Raw genomic sequence first — 13,322 nt, 5'->3', positions numbered from 1 at the left:
TACGACAGTGCCACGTTCTCTGAAAAAAGGTCCTTTTATTGATCTTCACCTACTGAAGAAGATCGAAGTGGCGGCGGAAAAGAACGATCGCAAACCAGTTAAAACCTGGTCGCGTCGTTCGATGATCCTGCCACAAATGGTCGGTTTGACCATTGCTGTGCATAACGGTCGTCAACATGTTCCAGTTCTCGTGAACGAAGACATGGTCGGCCACAAACTGGGCGAGTTTGCCGGTACCCGCACATATCGTGGGCACGTGGCAGACAAGAAAGCCAAGCGTTAAGGGGTAAGGAACGATGGAAGTAGCCGCTAAGTTGTCGGGCGCTCGAATCTCCGCCCAGAAAGCCCGCTTGGTCGCCGACCAGATCCGCGGGAAGAAGGTGGGCGAAGCGCTCAACCTGTTGGCTTTCAGCAGTAAGAAAGCCGCCGAGATCATGAAGAAAGTGCTGGAGTCGGCCGTAGCCAACGCCGAGCATAACGAAGGCGCAGACGTTGATGACCTTAAAGTCAGCACCGTTTTCGTCAACGAAGGGCGTTCGCTGAAGCGAATCATGCCACGTGCCAAAGGCCGTGCTGATCGCATCGTCAAGCGGTCTTGCCATATCACTGTCAAGGTTGCTGACAAGTAACGGAGTCGAAGAGATGGGTCAGAAAGTACATCCCATTGGCATTCGCCTGGGAATCGTCAAGGAGCACACCTCCGTCTGGTACGCAGACGGTCGGACTTATGCGGACTATTTGTTCGCTGATCTGAAGGTGCGTGAGTATCTCCAAGACAAACTAAAAAGCGCGTCCGTAAGCCGTATCGATATCCATCGTCCGGCTCAAACAGCACGTATCACCATCCACACCGCTCGTCCAGGTATCGTTATCGGGAAGAAAGGTGAAGATGTTGAGAAACTGCGTCAGGACCTGACCAAACAAATGGGTGTGCCTGTGCACATCAATATCGAAGAAATCCGCAAGCCGGAACTCGACGGTATGTTGGTTGCGCAGAGCGTAGCTCAGCAGCTGGAGCGTCGCGTAATGTTCCGTCGCGCTATGAAGCGCGCTGTACAGAACGCCATGCGCATTGGTGCCAAAGGCATCAAAATCCAAGTGAGCGGTCGTCTCGGCGGTGCTGAAATCGCACGTACTGAATGGTATCGCGAAGGTCGTGTGCCATTGCACACCCTGCGTGCCGACATCGACTATGCCAACTACGAAGCTCACACCACTTACGGTGTGATCGGTGTAAAGGTTTGGATCTTCAAAGGCGAAGTAATTGGTGGTCGCCAAGAAGAACTGAAACCACAAGCACCAGCGCCTCGTAAAAAAGCTGCTAAGTAAGGGGTACGCCAAATGTTGCAACCAAAGCGTACGAAGTTCCGCAAGCAGATGACAGGCCACAACCGTGGTCTGGCTCAGCGCGGTAGCAAAGTCAGCTTCGGCGAGTTCGCGCTGAAGTCTGTAGCTCGTGGTCGTCTCACCGCTCGTCAGATCGAGTCAGCGCGTCGTGCTCTGACCCGTCACGTTAAACGTGGCGGCAAGATCTGGATCCGTGTATTCCCGGACAAGCCTATTTCCAAAAAGCCACTCGAAGTTCGGATGGGTAAAGGTAAGGGTAGTGTGGAGTACTGGGTTGCCCAGATTCAGCCAGGCAAAGTCCTGTATGAAATCGAGGGTGTTACTGAAGAGCTGGCGCGTGAGGCTTTTGCCCTGGCTGCTGCAAAGCTGCCGCTCGCCACCGCCTTTGTTAAACGGACGGTGATGTGATGAAAGCGAATGAACTTCGTGAAAAATCCGCACAGCAGCTGAACGAGCAACTGCTCGGCTTGCTGCGCGACCAGTTCAATCTGCGTATGCAGAAAGCAACTGGCCAGTTGGGGCAGTCTCATCTGCTCTCGCAAGTTAAGCGTGACATCGCTCGCGTGAAGACTGTGCTCAACCAGCAGGCAGGTAAGTAATCATGGCTGAAGCCGAAAAAACTGTCCGTACGCTGACTGGCCGTGTTGTCAGCGACAAGATGGACAAAACCATCACCGTTCTGATCGAGCGTCGCGTTAAGCACCCGATCTACGGTAAATATGTTAAGCGTTCGACTAAGCTGCACGCGCACGACGAAACCAATCAGTGCCACATCGGCGACAAAGTCACTATTCGTGAAACTCGTCCTTTGGCCAAGACCAAGTCTTGGGCGCTGGTTGATGTTCTCGAACGCGCTGTGGAAGTCTAAGGACTAGGGGTCGGAGAAATTATATGATTCAGACTCAATCCATGCTCGATGTGGCCGATAACAGCGGCGCTCGCCGTGTTATGTGCATCAAGGTGCTGGGTGGCTCCCATCGTCGTTACGCTGGTATCGGTGACATCATCAAAGTTACCGTGAAGGAAGCAATTCCTCGCGGTAAAGTGAAAAAAGGCCAAGTGATGACTGCTGTTGTAGTCCGCACTCGTCACGGCGTACGTCGTGCTGATGGCTCCATTATCCGCTTTGATGGCAACGCTGCTGTTCTTCTGAACAACAAGCAAGAGCCGATCGGCACCCGTATCTTTGGGCCAGTGACCCGTGAACTTCGTACTGAGAAGTTCATGAAGATCGTCTCGCTCGCCCCAGAAGTGCTGTAAGGAGATCCGACATGCAAAAGATTCGTCGTGACGACGAGATCATCGTGATCGCCGGCAAAGACAAAGGTAAGCGCGGTAAGGTGCTTAAGGTTCTCGCTAATAACCGTCTGGTTATCGGTGGTCTGAACCTGGTTAAGCGTCATACCAAGCCTAACCCGATGTCGGGCGTACAAGGCGGTATCGTCGAAAAAGAAGCTCCACTGGACGCTTCTAACGTCGCCATTTTCAACGGCGAAACCAACAAGGCTGACCGCGTTGGTTTCAAGGTAGAAGACGGCAAGAAAATTCGTGTCTTCAAGTCGACCCAAAAAGCGGTTGATGCTTGAACACTGCTAGGTAGAAGACCATGGCACGACTAAAAGAGATTTACTGGAAGGAAATCGCACCGAAGCTTAAGGAAGAACTTAAGCTTTCGAACGTGATGGAAGTTCCACGCGTTACCAAAATCACCCTGAACATGGGTCTGGGCGAAGCGGTCGGTGACAAAAAAGTCATCGAGCACGCTGTTGCTGACCTGGAAAAGATCACCGGCCAGAAAGTTGTTGTGACTTACGCTCGGAAATCCATCGCTGGCTTTAAAGTCCGTGAAGGTTGGCCGATCGGCGTCAAAGTGACCCTGCGCCGTGAGCGTATGTACGAGTTCCTGGATCGTCTGCTGTCGATCTCCCTGCCTCGGGTTCGCGACTTCCGCGGCCTGAATGCCAAGTCCTTCGATGGTCGTGGTAACTACAGCATGGGCGTTAAAGAGCAGATCATCTTCCCGGAAATCGACTACGACAAGATCGATGCTCTCCGCGGTCTGGACATTACCCTGACCACCACTGCCAAGAACGATGATGAAGGTCGCGCCCTGTTGCGTGCTTTCAAATTCCCGTTCCGCAACTGATTGGAGTAGGAAAATGGCCAAGATGAGCATGAAAAACCGCGAGCTGAAGCGTCAGCTCACGGTTGCCAAGTACGCCAAAAAGCGTGCAGCACTGAAAGCTATCATCGTTGATCTGAACGCAAGTCCAGAAGCACGTTGGGAAGCTACAGTCGCTCTGCAGAAGCAGCCACGTGACGCAAGCGCTTCGCGCATGCGTAACCGCTGCCGCCTGACCGGTCGTCCACACGGCGTTTACCGCAAGTTCGGCCTCGGCCGTAACAAACTGCGTGAAGCTGCAATGCGTGGTGACGTACCTGGTCTGGTTAAAGCCAGCTGGTAAGCACTATCAAAGTCTCGGTGCTCGGGATCGCAAGATCCTGACCGCCGGTGACCTTGAACTTGAATCAAGCCCCTTTTGGGGCTTGATTCATTTGTGGGGTGTGTCTAGAATACCCGGCTCGCCTGAGCCCGTGCTTTTTTCGCATGGATGAGCTCGGCGACACGTAGTAGCCGCAAGGCTAATTTTTTTGTATTAGGAGCGTCTAGCCCATGAGTATGCAGGACCCGTTAGCGGACATGCTAACTCGAATCCGTAATGCCCAGATGGCTGAAAAGTCCGTCGTAAGCATGCCATCTTCTACTTTGAAGGTAGCTGTTGCCAAAGTCCTGAAGGACGAAGGTTACATTGCGGGTTATCAGATCAGCAGCGAAATCAAACCACTGCTGTCCATCGAGCTGAAGTACTTCGAAGGCCGTCCGGTTATCGAAGAAGTGAAGCGCGTTAGCCGTCCAGGCCTGCGTCAGTACAAGTCCGTCGATGATCTGCCAAAAGTTCGTGGCGGTCTCGGTGTGTCTATCGTCTCCACCAACAAAGGTGTGATGACGGATCGTGCTGCGCGCGCTGCCGGTGTCGGCGGCGAAGTTCTTTGCACTGTGTTCTAAGGGGGGATAAGCATGTCACGCGTCGCTAAGAACCCCGTTAAGCTGCCAGCCGGTGTCGAAGTAAAATTCGCAGGCCAACAGCTTTCGGTGAAGGGTGCCAAGGGCACTCTCGAACTGAACATCCATTCGTCCGTTGAGATCGTTGAAGAAGCTGGTGAGCTGCGTTTCGCTGCTCGCAATGGCGATCAACAAACTCGCGCAATGGCTGGTACCACTCGTGCGTTGGTAAACAACATGGTCCAAGGCGTAAGCCAAGGCTTCGAGCGCAAGCTCCAGCTGGTCGGTGTTGGTTACAAAGCGCAAGCAAAAGGCACAGTGCTGAACCTGGCTCTTGGCTTCTCGCACCCAGTGGATTATGAACTGCCGGAAGGCATCACCGCTGAGACTCCTAGCCAAACCGACATCCTGATCCGGGGTATCGATAAGCAGCTGGTAGGTCAAGTGGCCGCAGAGATCCGCGACTTCCGTCCACCAGAGCCGTACAAAGGCAAAGGTGTGCGCTACGCGGACGAAGTCGTCCGTCGTAAAGAAGCCAAGAAGAAGTAGGGCATAGCAAATGACCGACAAAAAAGTTACTCGACTGCGTCGCGCTCGCAAAGCACGCCTGAAAATGCACGAACTCGAAGTCGTGCGTCTCTGCGTGTTCCGCTCGTCGCAGCACATCTACGCCCAGGTCATTTCGGCCGACGGCAACAAAGTCCTGGCATCTGCCTCGACTTTGGATAAAGAACTGCGTGATGGCGCCACTGGCAACATCGACGCGGCCACTAAGGTTGGCCAGCTGGTCGCTACGCGTGCTAAAGCCGCTGGCGTCTCGCAGGTGGCTTTCGACCGCTCTGGCTTCAAGTACCATGGCCGCGTCAAGGCGCTGGCTGATGCTGCTCGTGAAGCTGGGCTGGAGTTCTAAGTTATGTCAAATAACGACCAAAAGCGCGACGAAGGCTACATTGAGAAGCTGGTTCAAGTTAACCGCGTAGCCAAAACCGTAAAAGGCGGCCGTATCTTCACTTTCACCGCGTTGACCGTGGTGGGTGATGGTAAAGGGCGTGTTGGCTTCGGCCGTGGCAAGTCACGTGAAGTGCCTGCTGCGATTCAGAAGGCAATGGAAGCTGCTCGTCGCAACATGATCCAAGTTGATCTGAACGGCACCACTCTGCAGTACGCAATGAAGTCCGGTCACGGCGCTTCGAAGGTGTACATGCAGCCTGCTTCTGAAGGTACCGGTATCATCGCTGGCGGCGCTATGCGTGCTGTCCTCGAAGTTGCTGGCGTTCAGAACGTTCTGGCCAAGTGCTACGGCTCGACTAACCCGGTAAACGTGGTTCACGCCACTTTCAAAGGTTTGAAAGCTATGCAGTCTCCTGAATCCATTGCCGCCAAGCGTGGCAAAAGCGTCAAGGAGATCTTCTGATCATGGCTACCGTTAAAGTTACGCTGATCAAAAGCATGACCGGCCGCATCCCTAACCACAAACTGTGCGTTAAGGGTCTGGGTCTGCGTCGCATCGGTCACACTGTAGAAGTACTTGATACTCCCGAGAATCGCGGGATGATCAACAAGGCTTACTACATGCTGCGTGTCGAGGGTTAATCGATGAAACTCAATGATCTGAGTCCAGCGCCGGGTTCCCGTCGCGAAAAGCATCGTCCGGGCCGTGGTATCGGTAGTGGTTTGGGCAAGACCGGTGGCCGTGGCCACAAAGGTCAGTCCTCCCGCTCCGGTGGCACCATTGCTCCAGGCTTTGAAGGCGGTCAACAGCCGCTGCATCGTCGCCTGCCTAAGTTCGGTTTCGTTTCCCTGAAGGCCATGGATCGCGCAGAAGTGCGTTTGTCCGAGCTGGCTAAAGTGGAAGGCGACATCGTCACTGTGCAGTCCTTGAAAGATGCCAACGTGATCAACGTCAACGTACAGCGTGTGAAAATCATGCTGTCCGGTGAAGTTACTCGCGCTGTTACCATCGGAAAGGGAATCGGCGCCACCAAAGGTGCGCGTGCGGCTATCGAAGCAGCTGGCGGCAAGTTCGAGGAATAAATGGCTAAGCAAGGTGCTCTCTCTGCGCTCGGCAAAGGCGGTATGTCTGAACTCTGGGCTCGTCTGCGTTTTCTGTTCCTGGCGATTATCGTCTACCGAATAGGCGCACACATCCCGGTTCCAGGTATCAACCCGGACCGACTCGCGGACCTGTTTCGACAGAATGAGGGGACCATTCTTAGCTTGTTCAACATGTTTTCTGGCGGCGCGCTGGAACGGATGAGCATCTTTGCACTGGGGATCATGCCGTACATTTCGGCATCGATCATCATGCAGCTGATGAGCGCCGTCAGCCCGCAGCTGGAGCAGTTGAAGAAGGAAGGTGAAGCTGGCCGTCGCAAGATCAGCCAGTACACCCGCTACGGCACTGTCGTCCTCGCTCTGGTTCAGGCAATTGGCATGTCCATTGGTCTGGCCGGGCAGGGCGTTGCGTTCACTGGTGACTTTGGCTTCCATTTCGTCGCGGTATCCACTTTTGTGGCTGGTGCGATGTTCATGATGTGGCTGGGTGAGCAGATTACTGAGCGTGGTGTTGGCAACGGTATCTCGATGTTGATTTTTTCGGGTATCGTCGCCGGTCTTCCGAGAGCGATCGGGCAGTCTTTCGAGTCTGCGCGTCAGGGTGATATCAATATCTTCGCCCTGGTTGCCATCGGTTTGCTGGCAGTAGCGATTATCGGTTTCGTGGTGTTCATTGAGCGTGGTCAGCGTCGTATAGCTGTTCATTACGCCAAGCGTCAGCAGGGCCGTAAGGTCTTCGCTGCGCAGACTAGCCACTTGCCGCTGAAGGTGAACATGGCCGGTGTTATTCCGGCCATTTTCGCGAGCAGCATTTTGCTGTTCCCGGCTTCGTTGGGTGCCTGGTTCGGCCAGTCTGAAGGTATGGGCTGGTTGCAAGACATCTCGCAGTCGATCGCTCCTGGTCAGCCGTTGAATATTCTGCTGTTTAGTGCAGGGATTATTTTCTTCTGCTTCTTCTATACGGCGTTGATGTTCAATCCGAAAGACGTAGCGGAAAACCTGAAGAAGTCCGGTGCCTTTATTCCGGGCATCCGTCCAGGTGAGCAGTCTGCGCGCTACATTGATGGCGTTCTGACCCGCTTGACCATGTTCGGTGCTCTTTACATGACGGCCGTGTGCCTGCTTCCCCAGTTCCTGGTGGTTGCAGCAAACGTACCGTTCTACCTTGGCGGGACCTCGTTGCTGATCGTCGTCGTGGTTGTGATGGACTTCATGTCCCAAGTACAATCGCACCTCGTTTCGCACCAGTACGAATCCCTGATGAAGAAAGCCAACCTGAAGGGTTACGGCAGCGGCATGTTGCGCTGAGTACCCATAAGGTTCGAGGAGTTGGTGATGAAAGTTCGTGCATCGGTGAAAAAGCTGTGCCGTAACTGCAAGATTATTCGCCGCGAAGGTGTTGTTCGAGTAATTTGCAGCGCGGAACCGCGTCACAAACAGCGCCAAGGCTGAGTGTGATTGTGCTTCAAGCCCGGTAGCTAGTGCGCTACCGGGTTGATTATTTGTTATTACAGCGATATTATCTCGCGCCCTATTTCTTGGCTTCCGGGGCGTAGGTAGCTGTCAATTGGAGTCCCACTGAATGGCCCGTATTGCAGGCGTTAACATTCCAGATAACAAGCATACTGTTATCTCGCTGACCTACATCTATGGTGTTGGTCGCACTACTGCACAGAAGATCTGTGCAGTGACTGGGGTAAACCCAGCCGCAAAGATCAAAGATCTGAGCGACGAGCAGATTGAACAGCTGCGTGGCGAAGTGGCGAAGTTCACCACTGAAGGTGACCTGCGTCGCGAAATCAACATGAAAATCAAGCGTTTGATGGACCTCGGTTGCTATCGCGGTCTGCGTCATCGTCGTGGTCTTCCAGTGCGCGGTCAGCGTACCAAGACTAACGCGCGTACCCGTAAAGGTCCGCGTAAGCCGATCCGCAAGTAATCGCCCCAGCGAATCGACAGGAAATTAATCATGGCTAAACCTGCTGCTCGTCCTCGTAAAAAAGTCAAAAAGACAGTGGTTGATGGCATCGCCCACATCCACGCGTCTTTTAACAACACAATCGTGACCATCACCGACCGTCAAGGCAACGCTCTTTCCTGGGCTACCTCCGGTGGTTCGGGTTTCCGCGGTTCCCGCAAGTCCACTCCGTTTGCTGCTCAAGTAGCTGCTGAACGTGCTGGACAAGCTGCGCTGGAATACGGTCTGAAAAACCTCGACGTTAACGTCAAAGGTCCAGGCCCAGGTCGTGAATCTGCAGTCCGCGCTTTGAACGGCTGTGGCTACAAGATCGCCAGCATCACCGACGTGACGCCAATCCCGCACAACGGGTGCCGTCCGCCGAAGAAGCGCCGCGTGTAATCCAGGAGATTGTAAAGAATGGCTCGTTACATTGGTCCAAAATGCAAACTCGCTCGTCGCGAAGGCACCGATCTCTTTCTGAAGAGCGGCGTGCGCGCGATCGAATCGAAGTGCAACATCGAAGCAGCACCTGGTATCCACGGCCAACGCCGCGGTCGCCAGTCCGATTACGGCACCCAACTGCGTGAAAAGCAGAAGGTCCGTCGTATCTACGGCGTTCTCGAGCGTCAATTCAGCGGCTACTACAAAGAAGCTGCTGGCAAGAAAGGTGCAACCGGTGAAAACCTGCTGCAACTGCTCGAATGCCGTCTGGACAACGTTGTATACCGTATGGGTTTTGGCTCTACTCGTGCCGAATCCCGTCAGCTGGTATCGCACAAATCCGTCAGCGTTAACGGTCAGACCGTAAACGTACCGTCGTACCAGGTTCGTGCTGGTGACGTGGTCGCGATTCGCGAGAAAGCAAAGAACCAACTTCGCATTGTCCAAGCTCTCGATCTGTGTGCCCAACGTGGCCGCGTAGAATGGGTAGAAGTAGACACTGAGAAGAAGTCGGGCGTTTTCAAGAACGTTCCAGCTCGCAGTGATCTGTCCGCCGACATCAACGAAAGCCTGATTGTCGAGCTCTACTCCAAGTAAGGGCTAGAAAATAGGTGCATCCATGCAGATTTCGGTAAATGAGTTCCTGACACCCCGCCATATTGATGTGCAGGTTGTCAGTCCAACCCGCGCCAAGATCACTCTCGAGCCTCTCGAGCGTGGTTTCGGCCACACCCTGGGCAACGCGCTGCGCCGCATCCTGTTGTCCTCAATGCCCGGCTGTGCAGTAGTCGAGGCCGAGATTGATGGTGTACTCCATGAGTACAGCGCAATCGAAGGCGTACAGGAAGACGTAATTGAAATCCTGTTGAACCTTAAAGGTCTGGCTATCAAGCTGCACGGTCGTGACGAAGTTACGCTGACCTTGTCGAAGAAGGGTTCGGGGGTGGTTACCGCTGCCGATATTCAGCTGGATCATGATGTCGAGATCGTTAACCCCGATCACGTAATCGCTAACCTGGCGTCTAACGGCGCCCTGAACATGAAGCTCACCGTAGCTCGTGGTCGTGGTTATGAACCGGCAGACTCGCGTCAGAGCGATGAAGACGAAAGCCGCAGCATCGGTCGCTTGCAGCTTGACTCTTCGTTCAGCCCGGTTCGCCGTATCGCATACGTGGTGGAAAACGCCCGTGTCGAGCAGCGTACTAACCTGGACAAGCTGGTTATTGATCTGGAAACCAACGGTACCCTGGATCCTGAAGAGGCTATCCGTCGCGCTGCAACCATTCTGCAACAGCAGTTGGCTGCGTTCGTCGACCTCAAAGGTGACAGTGAGCCAGTGGTTGTCGAGCAGGAAGACGAGATCGATCCGATCCTGCTTCGCCCGGTTGACGATCTGGAACTGACTGTACGTTCGGCTAACTGCCTTAAGGCGGAAAACATCTACTACATCGGTGACCTGATTCAGCGTACCGAAGTAGAGCTGTTGAAGACTCCGAACCTTGGCAAGAAATCCTTGACTGAAATCAAGGACGTTCTGGCCTCCCGCGGTCTGTCCCTCGGCATGCGCCTCGACAACTGGCCGCCTGCAAGTCTTAAGAAGGACGACAAGGCGACTGCCTGATCGTCGTAATCACCGAACGTTGTGTTTGGTAAGGAATGAACCATGCGTCATCGTAAAAGTGGTCGTCACCTGAGCCGCACCAGCTCGCACCGCAAGGCCATGTTTCAAAACATGGCGGTGTCGCTGTTCGAGCACGAGCTGATCAAAACTACACTGCCAAAAGCCAAAGAACTGCGTCGCGTTGCTGAGCCGCTGATCACTTTGGCCAAGACAGACAGCCTGGCTAACCGCCGTCTGGCTTTCGACCGTACTCGTTCGAAAGCTATCGTTGGTAAGCTCTTCAACGACCTGGGCAAGCGTTACGCTACCCGTGAGGGTGGCTACCTGCGCATCCTCAAGTGCGGCTTCCGCACTGGCGACAACGCGCCTATGGCGTACGTCGAGTTGGTTGATCGTCCTGCCGGTGGTGAAGCTGTATCCGCTGAGTAAGACGTCAGTCTGAAACGAAAAACCGGGCCTAGTGCCCGGTTTTTTGTGGGCGTTCGAAAAGTGTATTGTTGTTAGTATTTTTCTATCGGTTCTTAAAGGTTAATGAATTTGTAGGTGTAACGTTCGTGTTCAATACTCCTTCTCAGCCGATTAGCCGGCAGCTAAAGACTGACAAAGGAAGAGAACGCATGAGCCAGAGTAAAACGCTGACCACCGCCAGTGGCGCTCCTGTCGCCGACAACCAGAACTCCCGCTCCGCCGGCCCTCGTGGGCCGCTGCTGCTCGACGACTTCCACCTGATCGAGAAGCTTGCTCACTTCAACCGTGAAAACATCCCTGAGCGCCGAGTGCACGCCAAAGGATCGGGCGCTTACGGCACGTTTACCGTCATTCGTGATATCACCGAGTACACCAGCGCCAAACTGTTTGAATCTGTCGGCAAGCAAACCCCAACCTTCCTTCGGTTTTCCACCGTGGGCGGTGAGCGTGGTTCGGCCGACACCGAGCGCGATCCACGCGGTTTTGCCCTGAAGTTCTATACCGAGGAAGGTAATTGGGACATCGTCGGAAACAACACACCGGTCTTCTTTATCCGAGACCCACTCAAGTTCCCGGACTTTATCCACACCCAAAAGCGCCTGCCGCAAAGCAATCTGAAAAGCGCGCAGATGATGTGGGACTTCTGGTCGCACTCGCCTGAAGCACTCCACCAGATCACCATCCTGTTTTCCGATCGTGGTATCCCTGACGGCTACCGTCACATGCACGGTTTTGGCAGTCACACTTACAGCCTGATCAGCGCCGGTGGCCAGCGTCACTGGGTGAAGTGGCACTACAAGACCCAACAGGGAATCAAGAACCTGGCGCCGGCAGAGGCTGCGCGCCTGGCGGGAACTGACCCGGATTACGCTCAACGAGACCTGTTCACGGCGATCGAGCGTGGTGATTTCCCGAAATGGCGTGTGTGCATTCAGATCATGACTGAAGCGCAGGCGGCCGGGCACTACGAGAACCCGTTCGACGTGACTAAAACCTGGTCGCAGAAAGAGTTTCCGTTGATCGAAGTGGGTGAGCTGGAGCTCAACCGCAATCCGCAGAACTATTTCGCTGAAGTCGAGCAGGCAGCGTTTGGCCCAAGCAACATGGTGCCGGGCGTTGGTCTGTCGCCAGACCGCATGCTGCAAGGTCGAGTGTTCGCATACGCCGATGCGCACCGCTACCGCATTGGCACCAACCACCAGCAGCTGCCGGTGAATGCGCCTCGAAGCCCGGTCAATAGCTACCAGCGCGATGGCGCCATGGCGTTCGGCAGCAATGGCGGTGCAGCACCGAACTACGAACCGAACAGTCACGTCGAGTCGCCAAAACAAGCGCCTCATTACGTCGAGCCGGCTCTGGCACTGAGCGGTGCGGCTGATCGCTACGATCACCGCGAAGATACCGACTACTATAGCCACGCCGGTGCGTTGTTCCGGTTGATGAGCGACGAGCAGAAAGCGCTTCTGGTGAGCAATATTGCCGGCGCAATGGCCGGGGTTTCCAGCGATGTGGTAGACCGCCAATTGCAGCATTTCTACAAAGCCGATCCGGCGTATGGAGAAGCAATCGCAAAGCTACTCAACGTACAGCTTAACGAAGTCTAAATGAGAAGCAGAACCGCCCTCGATTGGGCGGTTTTTGCGTTATTTAAACCACTTTTCTCAGAATATCTTCGCTTTTATCGCGCGAATGGAGTGACCAATCGGTGGTCCTGGTTCAAACTACACACTTTCATGCAGGGAGATGTAGGGCGATGCAAGGCCACCCAGACGTAATCGATTACCTCAACACGTTGCTGACCGGCGAGCTGGCGGCGCGTGATCAATATTTCATCCATTCGCGGATGTACGAGGACTGGGGTTTCACCGAGCTCTACGAACGCATCAATCACGAAATGGAAGAAGAGGCGCAGCACGCTGACGCCCTGATGCGCCGAATTCTGATGCTCGAAGGCACCCCGCGCATGCGTCCGGACGATCTGGATGTTGGCACCACTGTGCCGGACATGCTCGCTGCCGATTTGCGACTGGAATACAAAGTCCGCGCCGCACTCTGCAAGGGCATCGAGCTTTGCGAGCTGCACAAGGATTACGTGAGCCGTGAGATGCTGCGTATTCAGCTGAACGACACCGAAGAAGACCACACCTACTGGCTTGAGAAGCAGCTGGGTCTGATCAAGTTGATCGGTCTGGAGAATTATCTGCAATCGCAGTTCTGAACCTCAGATCGCCTGTAGGAGCGAGCTTGCTCGCGATGGACTACAGAACGCCGCGTATATTCATGGATCACGCGTTATCGTTAACCTCCATCGCGAGCAAGCTCGCTCCTACAGGCGGCGATACAAAAAGCCCCTGTCACCAACAAAG

At 54.4% G+C, this 13,322-nt stretch carries 25 protein-coding genes; all 25 read left to right on the top strand.

Annotated elements, in window-relative coordinates; translation table 11 throughout:
* Window positions 1-7: 7 nt before the first annotated feature.
* A complete protein-coding gene (gene rpsS, locus AC1MDT_RS19200; protein ID WP_002555486.1) occupies window positions 8-283 on the top strand; it encodes a 30S ribosomal protein S19 in 276 nt (91 codons plus the stop codon).
* Window positions 284-296: 13 nt separating this feature from the next.
* A complete protein-coding gene (rplV, locus tag AC1MDT_RS19195; RefSeq protein WP_003103908.1) occupies window positions 297-629 on the top strand; it encodes a 50S ribosomal protein L22 in 333 nt (110 codons plus the stop codon).
* Between the two features lie 13 nt (window positions 630-642).
* Window positions 643-1,329, top strand: coding sequence for a 30S ribosomal protein S3 (rpsC, locus tag AC1MDT_RS19190; RefSeq protein ID WP_003176422.1), 687 nt, complete (start codon window positions 643-645; stop codon window positions 1,327-1,329).
* Window positions 1,330-1,341: 12 nt separating this feature from the next.
* On the top strand, window positions 1,342-1,755 hold the full coding sequence (rplP, locus tag AC1MDT_RS19185; RefSeq protein WP_008145497.1) for a 50S ribosomal protein L16: 414 nt from the start codon (window positions 1,342-1,344) through the stop codon (window positions 1,753-1,755).
* Complete coding sequence (gene rpmC / locus AC1MDT_RS19180; protein ID WP_002555481.1) at window positions 1,755-1,946, top strand: 50S ribosomal protein L29; 192 nt, start codon at window positions 1,755-1,757, stop codon at window positions 1,944-1,946. The genes rplP and rpmC overlap by 1 nt, the downstream gene beginning before the upstream one ends.
* A 2-nt stretch (window positions 1,947-1,948) precedes the next feature.
* Entirely contained in the window at window positions 1,949-2,215 is a 267-nt protein-coding gene (rpsQ, locus tag AC1MDT_RS19175) for a 30S ribosomal protein S17 (RefSeq protein WP_003176419.1), read from the top strand.
* 23 nt (window positions 2,216-2,238) lie between these two features.
* Complete coding sequence (gene rplN / locus AC1MDT_RS19170) at window positions 2,239-2,607, top strand: 50S ribosomal protein L14 (RefSeq protein WP_002555479.1); 369 nt, start codon at window positions 2,239-2,241, stop codon at window positions 2,605-2,607.
* A gap of 11 nt (window positions 2,608-2,618) precedes the next feature.
* A complete protein-coding gene (gene rplX / locus AC1MDT_RS19165; RefSeq protein ID WP_003176416.1) occupies window positions 2,619-2,933 on the top strand; it encodes a 50S ribosomal protein L24 in 315 nt (104 codons plus the stop codon).
* 20 nt (window positions 2,934-2,953) lie between these two features.
* Entirely contained in the window at window positions 2,954-3,493 is a 540-nt protein-coding gene (rplE, locus tag AC1MDT_RS19160) for a 50S ribosomal protein L5 (protein WP_003176415.1), read from the top strand.
* Window positions 3,494-3,506: 13 nt separating this feature from the next.
* A complete protein-coding gene (gene rpsN, locus AC1MDT_RS19155) occupies window positions 3,507-3,812 on the top strand; it encodes a 30S ribosomal protein S14 (protein WP_003176414.1) in 306 nt (101 codons plus the stop codon).
* A gap of 209 nt (window positions 3,813-4,021) precedes the next feature.
* The gene (gene rpsH / locus AC1MDT_RS19150; RefSeq protein ID WP_003186040.1) at window positions 4,022-4,414 is read left to right on the top strand and encodes a 30S ribosomal protein S8; all 393 of its coding nucleotides are present in this window, start codon (window positions 4,022-4,024) and stop codon (window positions 4,412-4,414) included.
* A gap of 12 nt (window positions 4,415-4,426) precedes the next feature.
* The gene (gene rplF, locus AC1MDT_RS19145) at window positions 4,427-4,960 is read left to right on the top strand and encodes a 50S ribosomal protein L6 (protein ID WP_007896774.1); all 534 of its coding nucleotides are present in this window, start codon (window positions 4,427-4,429) and stop codon (window positions 4,958-4,960) included.
* A gap of 10 nt (window positions 4,961-4,970) precedes the next feature.
* Window positions 4,971-5,321, top strand: a complete 351-nt coding sequence (rplR, locus tag AC1MDT_RS19140; RefSeq protein WP_003186037.1) for a 50S ribosomal protein L18 — start codon at window positions 4,971-4,973, stop codon at window positions 5,319-5,321.
* 3 nt (window positions 5,322-5,324) lie between these two features.
* On the top strand, window positions 5,325-5,825 hold the full coding sequence (gene rpsE, locus AC1MDT_RS19135) for a 30S ribosomal protein S5 (RefSeq protein ID WP_007943782.1): 501 nt from the start codon (window positions 5,325-5,327) through the stop codon (window positions 5,823-5,825).
* Between the two features lie 2 nt (window positions 5,826-5,827).
* On the top strand, window positions 5,828-6,004 hold the full coding sequence (gene rpmD / locus AC1MDT_RS19130; protein WP_003186033.1) for a 50S ribosomal protein L30: 177 nt from the start codon (window positions 5,828-5,830) through the stop codon (window positions 6,002-6,004).
* Between the two features lie 3 nt (window positions 6,005-6,007).
* Window positions 6,008-6,445 (top strand): 50S ribosomal protein L15, encoded by a 438-nt coding sequence (gene rplO, locus AC1MDT_RS19125; protein WP_007896782.1) that lies wholly within the window; start codon window positions 6,008-6,010, stop codon window positions 6,443-6,445.
* A complete protein-coding gene (secY, locus tag AC1MDT_RS19120) occupies window positions 6,446-7,774 on the top strand; it encodes a preprotein translocase subunit SecY (protein ID WP_414908691.1) in 1,329 nt (442 codons plus the stop codon).
* 27 nt (window positions 7,775-7,801) lie between these two features.
* Window positions 7,802-7,918 carry a 50S ribosomal protein L36 gene (gene rpmJ / locus AC1MDT_RS19115; RefSeq protein WP_002555468.1) on the top strand — a complete coding sequence of 39 codons (117 nt, stop codon included), beginning with the start codon at window positions 7,802-7,804 and terminating at the stop codon, window positions 7,916-7,918.
* Window positions 7,919-8,048: 130 nt separating this feature from the next.
* The gene (gene rpsM, locus AC1MDT_RS19110; protein WP_003186020.1) at window positions 8,049-8,405 is read left to right on the top strand and encodes a 30S ribosomal protein S13; all 357 of its coding nucleotides are present in this window, start codon (window positions 8,049-8,051) and stop codon (window positions 8,403-8,405) included.
* Window positions 8,406-8,435: 30 nt separating this feature from the next.
* Window positions 8,436-8,825, top strand: a complete 390-nt coding sequence (rpsK, locus tag AC1MDT_RS19105) for a 30S ribosomal protein S11 (protein ID WP_002555466.1) — start codon at window positions 8,436-8,438, stop codon at window positions 8,823-8,825.
* A gap of 18 nt (window positions 8,826-8,843) precedes the next feature.
* On the top strand, window positions 8,844-9,464 hold the full coding sequence (rpsD, locus tag AC1MDT_RS19100; RefSeq protein WP_003210056.1) for a 30S ribosomal protein S4: 621 nt from the start codon (window positions 8,844-8,846) through the stop codon (window positions 9,462-9,464).
* Between the two features lie 22 nt (window positions 9,465-9,486).
* Window positions 9,487-10,488, top strand: a complete 1,002-nt coding sequence (locus AC1MDT_RS19095) for a DNA-directed RNA polymerase subunit alpha (RefSeq protein ID WP_003186012.1) — start codon at window positions 9,487-9,489, stop codon at window positions 10,486-10,488.
* Window positions 10,489-10,530: 42 nt separating this feature from the next.
* The gene (gene rplQ / locus AC1MDT_RS19090) at window positions 10,531-10,917 is read left to right on the top strand and encodes a 50S ribosomal protein L17 (protein ID WP_008145500.1); all 387 of its coding nucleotides are present in this window, start codon (window positions 10,531-10,533) and stop codon (window positions 10,915-10,917) included.
* A gap of 188 nt (window positions 10,918-11,105) precedes the next feature.
* On the top strand, window positions 11,106-12,560 hold the full coding sequence (locus AC1MDT_RS19085) for a catalase (RefSeq protein WP_480418506.1): 1,455 nt from the start codon (window positions 11,106-11,108) through the stop codon (window positions 12,558-12,560).
* Between the two features lie 149 nt (window positions 12,561-12,709).
* Complete coding sequence (bfr, locus tag AC1MDT_RS19080; protein ID WP_123365585.1) at window positions 12,710-13,174, top strand: bacterioferritin; 465 nt, start codon at window positions 12,710-12,712, stop codon at window positions 13,172-13,174.
* Window positions 13,175-13,322 lie beyond the last annotated feature (148 nt).

The sequence above is a fragment of the Pseudomonas sp. ASL7 genome, assembly GCF_056680375.1.
This window is presented reverse-complemented; position numbering and strand designations above follow the sequence as displayed.

What these genes read in the sequence shown, in the direction of transcription:
- rplQ (WP_008145500.1), top strand. Translation starts at nt 10,531, where the DNA reads ATGCGTCATCGTAAAAGTGGTCGTCACCTGAGCCGCACCAGCTCGCAC.
- rplX (WP_003176416.1), top strand. Translation starts at nt 2,619, where the DNA reads ATGCAAAAGATTCGTCGTGACGACGAGATCATCGTGATCGCCGGCAAA.
- bfr (WP_123365585.1), top strand. Translation starts at nt 12,710, where the DNA reads ATGCAAGGCCACCCAGACGTAATCGATTACCTCAACACGTTGCTGACC.
- rplF (WP_007896774.1), top strand. Translation starts at nt 4,427, where the DNA reads ATGTCACGCGTCGCTAAGAACCCCGTTAAGCTGCCAGCCGGTGTCGAA.
- rpsN (WP_003176414.1), top strand. Translation starts at nt 3,507, where the DNA reads ATGGCCAAGATGAGCATGAAAAACCGCGAGCTGAAGCGTCAGCTCACG.
- rpsM (WP_003186020.1), top strand. Translation starts at nt 8,049, where the DNA reads ATGGCCCGTATTGCAGGCGTTAACATTCCAGATAACAAGCATACTGTT.
- AC1MDT_RS19095 (WP_003186012.1), top strand. Translation starts at nt 9,487, where the DNA reads ATGCAGATTTCGGTAAATGAGTTCCTGACACCCCGCCATATTGATGTG.
- rpmD (WP_003186033.1), top strand. Translation starts at nt 5,828, where the DNA reads ATGGCTACCGTTAAAGTTACGCTGATCAAAAGCATGACCGGCCGCATC.
- rplR (WP_003186037.1), top strand. Translation starts at nt 4,971, where the DNA reads ATGACCGACAAAAAAGTTACTCGACTGCGTCGCGCTCGCAAAGCACGC.
- rpsE (WP_007943782.1), top strand. Translation starts at nt 5,325, where the DNA reads ATGTCAAATAACGACCAAAAGCGCGACGAAGGCTACATTGAGAAGCTG.
- rpsC (WP_003176422.1), top strand. Translation starts at nt 643, where the DNA reads ATGGGTCAGAAAGTACATCCCATTGGCATTCGCCTGGGAATCGTCAAG.
- rpmJ (WP_002555468.1), top strand. Translation starts at nt 7,802, where the DNA reads ATGAAAGTTCGTGCATCGGTGAAAAAGCTGTGCCGTAACTGCAAGATT.
- rpsD (WP_003210056.1), top strand. Translation starts at nt 8,844, where the DNA reads ATGGCTCGTTACATTGGTCCAAAATGCAAACTCGCTCGTCGCGAAGGC.
- rplO (WP_007896782.1), top strand. Translation starts at nt 6,008, where the DNA reads ATGAAACTCAATGATCTGAGTCCAGCGCCGGGTTCCCGTCGCGAAAAG.
- rplE (WP_003176415.1), top strand. Translation starts at nt 2,954, where the DNA reads ATGGCACGACTAAAAGAGATTTACTGGAAGGAAATCGCACCGAAGCTT.
- rpsK (WP_002555466.1), top strand. Translation starts at nt 8,436, where the DNA reads ATGGCTAAACCTGCTGCTCGTCCTCGTAAAAAAGTCAAAAAGACAGTG.
- rpmC (WP_002555481.1), top strand. Translation starts at nt 1,755, where the DNA reads ATGAAAGCGAATGAACTTCGTGAAAAATCCGCACAGCAGCTGAACGAG.
- rplV (WP_003103908.1), top strand. Translation starts at nt 297, where the DNA reads ATGGAAGTAGCCGCTAAGTTGTCGGGCGCTCGAATCTCCGCCCAGAAA.
- rplN (WP_002555479.1), top strand. Translation starts at nt 2,239, where the DNA reads ATGATTCAGACTCAATCCATGCTCGATGTGGCCGATAACAGCGGCGCT.
- rpsQ (WP_003176419.1), top strand. Translation starts at nt 1,949, where the DNA reads ATGGCTGAAGCCGAAAAAACTGTCCGTACGCTGACTGGCCGTGTTGTC.
- secY (WP_414908691.1), top strand. Translation starts at nt 6,446, where the DNA reads ATGGCTAAGCAAGGTGCTCTCTCTGCGCTCGGCAAAGGCGGTATGTCT.
- rplP (WP_008145497.1), top strand. Translation starts at nt 1,342, where the DNA reads ATGTTGCAACCAAAGCGTACGAAGTTCCGCAAGCAGATGACAGGCCAC.
- AC1MDT_RS19085 (WP_480418506.1), top strand. Translation starts at nt 11,106, where the DNA reads ATGAGCCAGAGTAAAACGCTGACCACCGCCAGTGGCGCTCCTGTCGCC.
- rpsH (WP_003186040.1), top strand. Translation starts at nt 4,022, where the DNA reads ATGAGTATGCAGGACCCGTTAGCGGACATGCTAACTCGAATCCGTAAT.